Genomic DNA, 10,319 nt, shown 5'->3' on the forward strand with positions numbered 1-10,319 from the left:
GACAGGGGGTCCGTTCGTGTAACAATCGGGCATCGGGGGCGGGGAGGAAAACGCAACCGTTGTTTAGAAAATTTCGACCCTAGCCACCTATCAACATGGGCACGGCAAAAGCCCTACCGCTACGCAGCTTTTCCCGCACACATGTGGATAGCCGGAACCATTCGACCGACCGCACACAAGCCAAAAGTTTAGTTATTGAGTTCTCTCACGACGCGTGATCTTGGCGTGTGCACGGATCTCTGTTTAGTTGGTGGTGGAGTCTACAGATTTTTCGATTGTCTGTTGCGCGCTGGATTTTCGTGTGCTGGCTTTTCGCCTAACACGAGCCTTTTTGTCAGGTTCCGGGAAACCAATTTTTTTGAGTTCATCCACCGTCCAGCCAGCCGATACAGCAGCGCTGAAAGACTTAACATCAGCTCGTTCAGCTTCGGCCATGCGGTCTCTATATTTAGCTTCTACTTCCGCAAGCTCTTTCGCGGCTTCTGCCTTAACGTCTTCAAGTGATTGACGTGACTCTGCTACTTCGCGAATGGTCTGAATTTTGCCGTTTTGCAATGCCTGGGCACGTGCAACGGCTTCGTCTACGCTGGGTTCTTTTGCCATACCCACATCTTACGTTGTGACAAATAAAAGATCGATAGTTGCTCAGTGTCAGCAACCTTAGCCAGCTGCCACTGGCAAAGAGAGAAACGGTGCCCCAGCGGAGCAAGCTATACATTTAGGGTCCCCTAAATGGCTTGTATCCTCGACTTTGTGTCGTGGATAGTGCACACTTGAAGTGTGGTCTCCGATAAATCGGAGTCGCTGCGCTGGGCTTAAGAGAGGTGGTTTCTGTGAGCGAAGATTCTTCGTCACGTGGCTTCTTCTCGCGTCAGCGCCGCGCGAATGTTGAAGGCGGCCGACAGGGAGTCCGCAAGGTGAAAGTGTCACCTGAGGAAGAAGGCCAGCTAGTTCGGATTGCAGCCAAGATGGGTGTGACTGTTCCTCGTTTGCTTCTCGAATCTGCACTAGCTGTAGAGCAGAATGAAACGCCGACGCAGCGAAAGCAAGCAATGGCTGAGCTTTTTGCAATGCACCGTCTTCTGGCAGCAATATCGAACAATGTTAACCAGCTTGCTCGACAGGCAAATGCGACTGGTGAAGTAGCTGCTGAATCCGCTGTCACCTTGCGAAAAGTGCGCGAAGTTGCTGAGCGTATTGATACCGTGATCGACGGACTAAGCTCATGATGCCCAACATCGTTCGTGGCTCTCGTATGACTGGCTTGGTCAAATACCTCGTTGGCCCAGGTCGTTCCAACGAGCACACTGAACCGCACTTGGTGGCTGGTGATCAAGCAATGATGGCTTGGCACGATGAAGCCGAGTTGAACGACTTTTCTGCTAGCGCTATTGCACGGCATCTTGATAAGCCACAAAAGGCGTATGACGTTGATGTGTCGGGTGGACATGTTTGGCACTGTTCTCTCTCATTGCGCGCTGACGAAGGTTTGCTCAGAGACGATCAATGGAACGACATTGCTAATGACTTCATTGCAGCAATGGAGTTCGATGATAACCAAGGAAGTAAGGCACCGTGTAGGTGGGTAGCTGTACGTCACGGAGTCTCAAAGAACGGCAATGATCACATTCATATTGCTGTCAATCTTGTTCGTGAAGATGGCACTAAAGCTTCTGTTCATAACGACTTCAAACGTGCCCAGTCAGCAACACGAGCACTTGAAACCAAATACGGTCTAGAAGAACTTGAATCAGTTCAGGCCGAGCGTTCGACGCGCGGATATAACCCAGCGGAACGAGAAGCCCAAGCCGCTGCCAGAGCGCGTGCTAAATATGAACGCGAGCGCAAGAAGGTCGATAGCAAGGTACCTGCTTGGGAGACTCTCGGCAAGGTTGATAGACAGTCCAGAATTTCTGCTGAACTGACCGTTGATCAACCTCGGTATCTACTGTCATTGAAGGTTCGTTCCGCTGCTACTGCGAGTGAGAGTGAATCCGAGTTCGTACGCCGTATGCGCGGTGATGGTCTGTTGGTTCGAGCGCGATTCGCGGATGGTCGTACTGACGTTGTGACCGGTTATTCGGTAGCTGAACGCCCACAATATGGTGAGCGCCCAATTTGGTACGGTGGCGGTCATCTCGGCCGCGATCTCACTTTGCCGCGTCTGCGTTCAAACTGGCCAGACACGCCAAACGGTGCTGGGGAAGCTGCTGCTGAATGGTCGGCTGCAAAACGTGGCCGTAGGGTTGTTTCTCCTGGCCGTGAAGCTACACAGCCAAGCCCTGAATTGTGGCAGAAGTATAGCCAGGAACTTAGCCAGATCGTTGACAAACTTGGTGCCGTTCCATTGGATGATCGGGCTACCTGGGCCACCGTCGCGCGGGAAACTTCCGGTGCGCTGGCGGCTTGGTCTAGGGCTACAGAACCGGAACCTGGCGATCTTGGCGCTGCGGCTGATGCGCTATCACGATCTGCCCAGACTTTCGACCGGACACCAAAACCACAGCAGATTGGAGTTTCGGCCTTAGCCGGGACCGCGATGCTGCTTGCTAGTGCTGCGCACGGAGGTCAAGGAGCTGTCGCGCAAGCGGCATTGATACGACAGCTGCTTAGGCTTACCCAGGCGATTCACGATGTGTCTGTTGCAACCTCGCAAGCACGCCAAGCACAATTGCTGGCACACGATACCCGTGTACGGCTGGTACGCGTTCGTGATGCTATGCCAGCGTTGCCAATTCAGACCCAACAGCGAGCTACGACAGCGGTCTTGGAACGGTCTACGCCTAATCCTTGGCTGCAAGTCCAAACGGTCGAGACGAAGCCGTTAGACACTGATGCGGCTAGAGCGAAACAACTGATGGAGCTGAGCCGTAAAGATAAACCGCATGGCTCCGTCGTACCTGAGACTATCGCCCCACACCGAACACCTAGTGTCGTTCAGGCAGCTAAGACCGGGGAGAAGACCGGAGAAGTCGAAAAGTAGAAAGGACGGTCATCATGGCTACTGAATCAGATGGCATCGAAGAAGCGTTTGAGGGTCAATTTCGATTGATCATGACGGCTGCCAGCCAAGCAGCAGAAAAACTTGCCCGGTTGCGCGAGCAACAGATGCGCAATGCTGCCTTTGAACACCAGCAAGAAGCAAGACAACTGCAAACCAGATTTGAAGCAGAGCAAAAGTCAGCACGCGCCATGGTTTCCGGAGTCTACCGCCCTGAATGGTGGGATCAGGCCAAGCCAGAACAAATTGCTCATACCTATCAGGTCGCGAGTGCTTGGGCCGATACGGACCGTGACGCGCAGTTGGCACAAGCGCGGATGAAGGATGAAATCCAGAACCGTTACGGCTTGAGTCCAGAGGATTATCAGCGGTCAATTTATCAGCGTCCTGAACCTACATACACCCTTAATGGTGAAGCTGGACAAGCAGCAGAGCTGAACAGGGACCAGGCGGCAGAAGTTGTTAGGGGTCTACCAGTTGATTCGAAACTTTCTCCTGACGGTCAAGCCGCACTGAATGACGTGCAATCCTGGATCAATCGTGACTACGAACTTGATAAACAAATTCACGACAAGTTCCCTGAGCTGTTCGCAAAGGATCAGCAAGCGGCATTCGATACTGAAACGCACCGCAGGACTGAGATTTTTCCCGTCCAAGACTTCACCGATAACGCTGCCGAAACCCGATTAGTGGATAAAAATGGGGCACAATCAATCATTGATGGTCTGCCAGAAAATACCCAGCTGACTCCTGCCGACAGAGGTCCGCTGAATGATGTGCAGCGTTGGATTCATCTTGATTATGACATTGATAAGCAGATTCATGAGAAGTTTCCACAGATATTTGCCGAAGAGCAAGCAGCTGCATTCGGTGCCGAAAGCGAACGTCGTCAGGCGGCCGTAGAAGCAGAAGAAGCGGCAATACTTATGCGTCAGGCTGACGAGCATGACAGGGAAGCAGACTTAGCTAAAACTGCGGCTGAGCACGAACCTGACCCAGATGACCGGATCAGCTCTGCAAGCGACGCTGAGAAGCACGAAGCTCTGGCTCATGAATCACGGGACGCTTCAAAAGACGTATACGACAGCATGGAAAGGCGAGAAAATACCGCCGCCACACTGGAAAAGGACGGCGTACCAAAGGAAGCAATAGATGCGCGGATGGCAGCGGACGTTAGTAACTCTAAACCTGCCACCGAAGCTGTGAAAGGTACAAAACCCACAGCAAAGGCTCCCAAAGCTAAGCGCAACCACTTAAAGCAAAAAAGCAAAACTGAAATGTCGCGATAGACGCCAAAAATAAGGGCTACACCCACATGGGTGTAGCCCTTATTTGTTTTGATCAAGTCACTTTAACCGTTCGTCTGGGAACAACCCATCAGGCGGTGTGGTGTACGGTAATGGCTGCCCTTTGCGGCATTTATTTTCACTAATGTCTTCTGCACTGGCAAAGGGTCCCTTCTCGTCCATCAATACTGCCATGTGATGGTCTGCATGGTCTCGGAACCATACGCTCATGCCCATGCTGGGATCATTGCGTAAGGTCTCCCACGAACGCCAGAGCGCATCGATGCGGATTACTGCTTCGGCGTAGTTCCACCATTTCGCGTCCCAAATGGTTTGTCTGCCATCTATCGAACGACGGTAGGCATTGCGCAAAAACTCTCGGTAGAACTCGTCTGCTGATCCATACACCAGCGTTTCGTCTTCTGAGCTTTCCTTAGTAGGTGTTTGCGCTGCTTTAGTCGCTGCATCGAGAATCTTGATCGCTTCACTGTTCGCTTTTTCTGCCTCGATGACATCATGTTTTAGGCGGTCTATCGAACCAGCCACACGCACCTGGGATCGCTTTTTCTTGGCATGATCTTCCTCGGCCGCCGCAATTTGCCACGGTTTGCTGGCTTCATCGTCAGTAACATCGGCTAATTTCAGTTCCGCGACCCTTGTCTGGCCTTTAGCATCAGCAAGCGCATCTTCACCGGCAACTAGAGCGGTTTGTGCTGCACGCAATTTCTTCTTGGCATCATCGCAGTTCGTACGAGCTGCTTGAATAGCCGGATCAGTTAGATCGTGCGTGGCAGAAACGGAGGACGAAGCTTGCTCAGAGGTTGGTTGAGCAAAAGTCGACCAGTCATCTTCTGCTGGCTCAAACTGCTGCACAGCATTACCATTGATCGGATCATCGCCCCAGTCGCTCATTTTGCACTACTTTCTTCCAAGCGAGCGACTTCCAAAATGCCCTCCTGAGCATTGTCCAAGGTCTCTTTAGACTGTGGATCGTGAGCAGTAATTGATGCTTTTATATCCTCAGCCATCGGTCCAGTCATCCAGGGCTTTGTACGAATCAGCACTGGTCTATTACCAGCCGAAAAAACTACGCCCCTCCCCTTGGGCAACGCAGCTAAGTCATCAACCCCAAGAATGCGTTCACGATGAAGCTGACGAGACACAGAGCGTTGGCCACGACCGCTAGAGACCGATGAGGTCACGCGGTCAAAGTCACCAATAAATGCTGCCATGTCATCCAAAAATGCCTTCTCGGATACGTTGCCGCCGTAAAATTTTACGTTAGCTGCGCTCCAAAGCATCTTCATTCCTGACTCGCCCCACACACCAACACCTTGCGACCATGACTGCAAAACAGTGTCGAAGATGATTCCGCGCGAACCATAGTGTGAGTAGAGATTTGGCAGTTCTCTCCAACGACAAACGTTCGCCGCTTCATCCAGGATGCCAACCAATGGCACCGAAAGGCGGCCACCTTTCGATGTTGCCAGTTCCTCGGCTGCTTCAGCAACAGCGACAGTTAGCGCCGTAACGAGGGGGCCAGCTGTTCCACGGCCTTCTTTGGACAACGAGTAAAGAGTGTTCTTTCCCCGCACAAATTCGTGAGGGCTGAACTGTGGCCGTGCATCAGCCATGCTCTGAGGGTTAACCCACGAAGCGACACGGCGAATAGTTAGGCAGGAAGCCATCTGTTGAGCAGTGCCGTAGATACCTCCACGCTGCTTATCTGGAGCTTGGATGACTCCCATAACCTGATCTGCGATCATGTTGAACTGGTGATCTTGCAGAATGAATACGGCCGTTTCATCTTTTGGACGCGTGATCCAGGTATACACATCAGTGATTGGGCGCTGATCCAACGCCGCAGCAAGCAACAGCCCTGCCAACAGGTCTTGCCCCGCGGGATCGAAATAGGCATCAGTTTTGGCATTTGGATCACGCGATCCACTCGCAAAGTGTTCAGCGAGTTTCGCCGCTGTTACTTCATCAGAAACATAAGATAGCGGATTCCACCACCAGGTAGGTTCCTCATTAGCAATGCCCTGAGGATCAAATACCCACACTTTACCGAACTTGGCCCGTATATCGCGCGTCGCATCCGTCGTATCGCGTTTGTTCGATGTGTTCAGCACAGCACCAGGAGCAGCAATGATCTGTGGGATTACCTGGCACGTCGATTTACCCATTCGCGGACCGGCAATTGATATACGCATATCCTCCCACGATGAATAAAGAGATACCCCGGTTAAGGTGGACCCAATCGGCAGACCCGGTGATTCAACACCGAAACGGTCTGCGGATTCTTGGGCTTTCTTAGTCGTCAACGACTCAATATCTCGACCGCGCCCCATATACTGGGCCGCGCGGTCAACGCGAGTCGAATTCTTGCGGAACTTGCGTGCCATAAGGAGAATCAGCACAACAATTGCTAACAGCACTACGCAAAGAGCGATTGCAATAAAAGTCGCTGTGGTCGGCCATTCCACCTTCCCCTGGAACGTAGTAAAAACAAGCTCGAACGGGTCAGAGGTTAACGTTCCTTCTGAACCAGAAAATTTATGGCCAAGGCGCACAGAGATATTGACGATGAACAGAAGAGCTATAACAACGCCAACAAGCACCGATAACAGGAGTACTTCACCAGAGAATCCTCCTGGGTCCTGCCGTCTGTTATTCGGGGTACTCATGATGCGATTTCTCCTTCTTCAACATCAGACGATCCGATTTGAGACTTCTCAGTCCACAATGCGTTGGTGTCGCCTAGTTTGGCTTCAATGCCCGTGAGCTTCATATCGAATGGAATACCAGGGCGGCCGCCAATTTTGATCAGGAATTTTCCTAGTCCCGGAGCTTTGGACTTCTGGTTATTATTTTTGTTGTAGGCCGGAGGAGCTGACCAGCTAACAAGCATGTCCTGTTCACGCTGAGACAGCGGGATTGATTCAGTCAAAAGTTTCATCTCAGAGCGGGGCAGCGCACCTAACATCACCATGCCAGCTCGTTCAACGTAACCCAGTGCTTTCTCTTGGTCTTCTTTATTTGGCAGCGCCAAGAGGTCTTTCATCGTGTGAGTGATCATTGCTTGACCAACACCATACGTTCGATTCAATCTGGTCAAAGCGTCCATGCGGTCAACCATGCCGTGCCCAGCGCGCAAAGCTTGCCACAGTTCATCCATAACGATGAAGTAGTGCCGTCGTGGTTCAAGTCCCACATCTGCCAAGGCATGTGCGATATTGACGGATGCGAATCCATTTGACCAACAAGCCAGAAGAGCAGCTGCGCGGAGGTCATTACTGGATGTTGGGATCGCAGAAATGTCGTAAACTACTGGACGATCACGGCGCATAGGGTTCACTGTTTGGTGAGCGAAGGTGCGACCAAAGGCACCAGTGCGCGTCAAACCAATCAAAGATCGCTCAAGGTTCTTGGTGGTGTTTTGGTAGTCTTCAATATCCCCTCGATCCAGTGCTACATCACGCAATTCTGGGGGCGCTTCTTGAATAACCTTCAACAAATCGCCAAGAACAGGTGGCACCTCCCGGTGAGTCTTATCGAGGAGTCTAAGAGCTTCTTCAACCAGGGTTTCTTCAATTTCAGCCGGTGGAGATTTGCGCTTAATAGTAATAAGCGCCATTACCATTTGGCTACGTCGAGTTATCGCATCAGCTTCAATCTGTTCAGCCAAGGCGAGGGCTTCTTGCGCCAGCTCAGGGGTAGCAAAAGTAGATTCTCGCAAACGCTTGGCAGCTTCAACTGATTCCCCAGGATCGAGAACGTTTAAGTGCCCCTGCGAGTCATTCAGCTTGATTACCTGACCGCCAAGCGCAGCAATTCGTTCAACGTGGTCTGGTTTGATATCTCCTAGAACCAAGGGGATTACCCCACGCCCTGAAAGGCCAAGAATCATTCGGCCAACCAATGTTGATTTCCCACGGTGCGGGAGTCCTTCAATGAAAACTGACGGATTACTGATCAAACCTGCACGCTGAAACCAAGCGATTGGATCACTGCAAACGGTCCGCTTGGTGGGGATATGCTGACCAAGTGGAACACCGATCAACGGTGCACCTGCACCTACGCCAAAAGGCCACAGGCCGCATACTTGACGCGTAGTTCCACGATAGTCAACCGGTGCTTGCACCATCGTTGCGTAGCCCTTACCCCGACCAAGCCACCCCCGACCAGTTGGCCGAGTTGGTAGCTGTTCTTTTTCCTTCTTGGCCGCCTGATTTTTGGAACGACGGCCAGGGTTCTTAGAAAACATTAGATCTTTCCGTTCTGAGTAGGAACCGAAACATGCTTAGACGGAATCAAACCCAACGGCAATGCCAGGGCAAAAGCAGAGTCTTGTGAACCATGGAGCAAACGCATCTGCAATTTTGCCGTGGCTGTCAGGTTGTCGATGGCACTCACCATGTCATCGCGTTTTTCTGGATCAAGAGTGGTAGCAGTGACCATGACTGAAAAGTTAACTAGACCTGCTCCCGAAGCTTCTTCGGCTGCTGTTTTAATGGCCGCTGCATGAGCTAACTGATCACGTGCAGAAGGGCGATTTGAAGAGGATAGTTTGAAGCTTGAAGATCGTGTATCTGAGTGAACCAAACCAGCAGAAACGGCGGTCTCGATGGGCTTGTAAAGGAGTGTTACCCGCTTACGGGCAATATCCCGGTGTGGGGCTAACAATCGTGAGAGCACATTAGATTTGATAGCGCCACGCGGAGCAATCGTCATACCCCATGTTTTGGAGTATCCGGAATCATGACGGTATCCGTCCCATGCAGCTACGTGCGCAGTTGGACCAACCTCAGAGAAAAGCAGATCGGGTGTTTCATCGCGGACATGAGCTTCATCGATCAAACCTGCAACGGCAGGATCATATGCGATACGAATAACTTCGCAGAGTTCTTGGGCAGATAGAGGGGCAGCGGGGCCAGCACCAGTGAATTCAAGGTCCGCAGTAAGGGCAGGGAGACGCGAAGCAATCTCCCTTGCCATTTCATCCGGCTTACGATTAGCAGCGCCTTTCCGAGGTGCAGCAGCGTAGGTTAGAGAAATGTAACACCGAACTGAGGATGAACCAGCTGCGAAAGTGTTCTGAATTTCTTGATACATAGCCCGTGCTACAGCCGGGGCGTTGGGGTCCATATTGATTTCGATTTCACGTCGAAGTTGCGCACCAGATTCAGGAGCACTTTCAATAGTGACTGCGGCTGCAATCAACGAAGGTTCGTCTGAAAGGTTTCTGATCCAGTTCCCCCAGTCGGCTACCCAAAGATCAACCTGTTCTTGATCCACCAGAGAAGAGCCATCCGGGTCAGTTCCAAGAACTACCGAATACGTTTTACTAATCGGAGTGAACAACAGAGCAAACGGACGATTGTATGAGTCACTGTATTCGTGCATTCGGATCGCTGCCGCAATACCTGGTAGCTGAGTAGTGCCCCAAGGAAGTTGGCTAGCTGGTCCTCCACGGTAGAGGTAGCGTTTTAGTACGACGGAAATCATGAACGATGAACGCTCTATGATGCGATCTAGACGGTTGCGTTCGTCTTTGTCGCGGATCACCAACAGCAGAAAAACTAGTCCGAAAATCACAGCTGCGCAGAAGGTCCAAAGTAGTCCCTTGGTCATCAAGAGAACGAAACAGACAAAGATCGCGACGAATAATAGAACAGTTCCAGGAGTTCCAAGACCGAAAAGCCCAGGAGATGTTGGCTTACGGTAGTTGCCGTAGGAAAGCTGGTCTCGTTGTGTATTAGTAGACATACCAGTTCTTCTTTCTCGTGATTACTTTGCACTGCCAGTTGGGCCACCATCAGTGGAGCTATCAGCAATGTCTTCGCTAGTGTCCTTTACGGTGTCGATACCCTTCTTGACGGCATCGGCGGCAGCTTTCGCAGCTGCAATATGAGGAACGCCGGCCGCTGCGCCTGAAGCGGCACCTGACGATGCTCCTGACGCTGCCGCCCCGGTTGGAGCACCAGCAGTTGAGGGTGGTGTACCTTCATTTCCCGGTGCGCTAGGTGTGC

Annotated in this window: 8 protein-coding genes; 3 read left to right on the plus strand and 5 right to left on the minus strand. The window is 51.8% G+C overall.

Translation table 11 applies throughout. The features are described from left to right. Positions 1-243: 243 nt before the first annotated feature. The gene (locus CIK76_RS18860; RefSeq protein WP_096289366.1) at positions 244-603 is read right to left on the minus strand and encodes a hypothetical protein; all 360 of its coding nucleotides are present in this window, start codon (positions 601-603) and stop codon (positions 244-246) included. 230 nt (positions 604-833) lie between these two features. On the opposite strand from CIK76_RS18860, the gene CIK76_RS18865 reads away from it, so the two are divergent. Genes CIK76_RS18865 through CIK76_RS18875 form a run of 3 tightly spaced genes read left to right on the plus strand, consistent with a single transcriptional unit; the run spans position 834 to position 4,290 of the window. After that, on the plus strand, positions 834-1,229 hold the full coding sequence (locus tag CIK76_RS18865; RefSeq protein ID WP_255248551.1) for a MobC family plasmid mobilization relaxosome protein: 396 nt from the start codon (positions 834-836) through the stop codon (positions 1,227-1,229). Then, complete coding sequence (locus tag CIK76_RS18870; protein WP_096289370.1) at positions 1,226-2,983, plus strand: relaxase/mobilization nuclease domain-containing protein; 1,758 nt, start codon at positions 1,226-1,228, stop codon at positions 2,981-2,983. The genes CIK76_RS18865 and CIK76_RS18870 overlap by 4 nt, the downstream gene beginning before the upstream one ends. 14 nt (positions 2,984-2,997) lie before the next feature. After that, positions 2,998-4,290 carry a hypothetical protein gene (locus CIK76_RS18875; protein ID WP_096289372.1) on the plus strand — a complete coding sequence of 431 codons (1,293 nt, stop codon included), beginning with the start codon at positions 2,998-3,000 and terminating at the stop codon, positions 4,288-4,290. 57 nt (positions 4,291-4,347) lie between these two features. Here the strand turns inward: CIK76_RS18875 and CIK76_RS18880 are convergent, their stop codons facing one another. Genes CIK76_RS18880 through CIK76_RS18895 form a run of 4 tightly spaced genes read right to left on the minus strand, consistent with a single transcriptional unit; the run spans position 4,348 to position 10,056 of the window. After that, positions 4,348-5,199: a DUF4913 domain-containing protein gene (locus tag CIK76_RS18880; RefSeq protein WP_096289374.1), complete on the minus strand. Its 852-nt coding sequence runs from the start codon at positions 5,197-5,199 to the stop codon at positions 4,348-4,350. Further along, positions 5,196-6,974 carry a type IV secretory system conjugative DNA transfer family protein gene (locus CIK76_RS18885; protein ID WP_096289376.1) on the minus strand — a complete coding sequence of 593 codons (1,779 nt, stop codon included), beginning with the start codon at positions 6,972-6,974 and terminating at the stop codon, positions 5,196-5,198. The genes CIK76_RS18880 and CIK76_RS18885 overlap by 4 nt, the downstream gene beginning before the upstream one ends. After that, entirely contained in the window at positions 6,971-8,554 is a 1,584-nt protein-coding gene (locus CIK76_RS18890; protein WP_141393636.1) for an ATP/GTP-binding protein, read from the minus strand. Before CIK76_RS18890 ends, CIK76_RS18885 begins: the two co-directional genes overlap by 4 nt. Beyond that, positions 8,554-10,056: an SCO6880 family protein gene (locus CIK76_RS18895; protein ID WP_176484322.1), complete on the minus strand. Its 1,503-nt coding sequence runs from the start codon at positions 10,054-10,056 to the stop codon at positions 8,554-8,556. The genes CIK76_RS18890 and CIK76_RS18895 overlap by 1 nt, the downstream gene beginning before the upstream one ends. Positions 10,057-10,319 lie beyond the last annotated feature (263 nt).

The sequence above is a fragment of the Glutamicibacter sp. BW80 genome (assembly GCF_002332385.1).
In the GTDB taxonomy this organism is placed as follows: domain Bacteria; phylum Actinomycetota; class Actinomycetes; order Actinomycetales; family Micrococcaceae; genus Glutamicibacter.

Excerpts from the sequence above, each read along its gene's own strand:
- CIK76_RS18870 (WP_096289370.1), top strand. The coding sequence starts at position 1,226 with ATGATGCCCAACATCGTTCGTGGCTCTCGTATGACTGGCTTGGTCAAA.
- CIK76_RS18895 (WP_176484322.1), bottom strand. The coding sequence starts at position 10,056 with ATGTCTACTAATACACAACGAGACCAGCTTTCCTACGGCAACTACCGT.
- CIK76_RS18885 (WP_096289376.1), bottom strand. The coding sequence starts at position 6,974 with ATGAGTACCCCGAATAACAGACGGCAGGACCCAGGAGGATTCTCTGGT.
- CIK76_RS18860 (WP_096289366.1), bottom strand. The coding sequence starts at position 603 with ATGGCAAAAGAACCCAGCGTAGACGAAGCCGTTGCACGTGCCCAGGCA.
- CIK76_RS18875 (WP_096289372.1), top strand. The coding sequence starts at position 2,998 with ATGGCTACTGAATCAGATGGCATCGAAGAAGCGTTTGAGGGTCAATTT.
- CIK76_RS18880 (WP_096289374.1), bottom strand. The coding sequence starts at position 5,199 with ATGAGCGACTGGGGCGATGATCCGATCAATGGTAATGCTGTGCAGCAG.
- CIK76_RS18890 (WP_141393636.1), bottom strand. The coding sequence starts at position 8,554 with ATGTTTTCTAAGAACCCTGGCCGTCGTTCCAAAAATCAGGCGGCCAAG.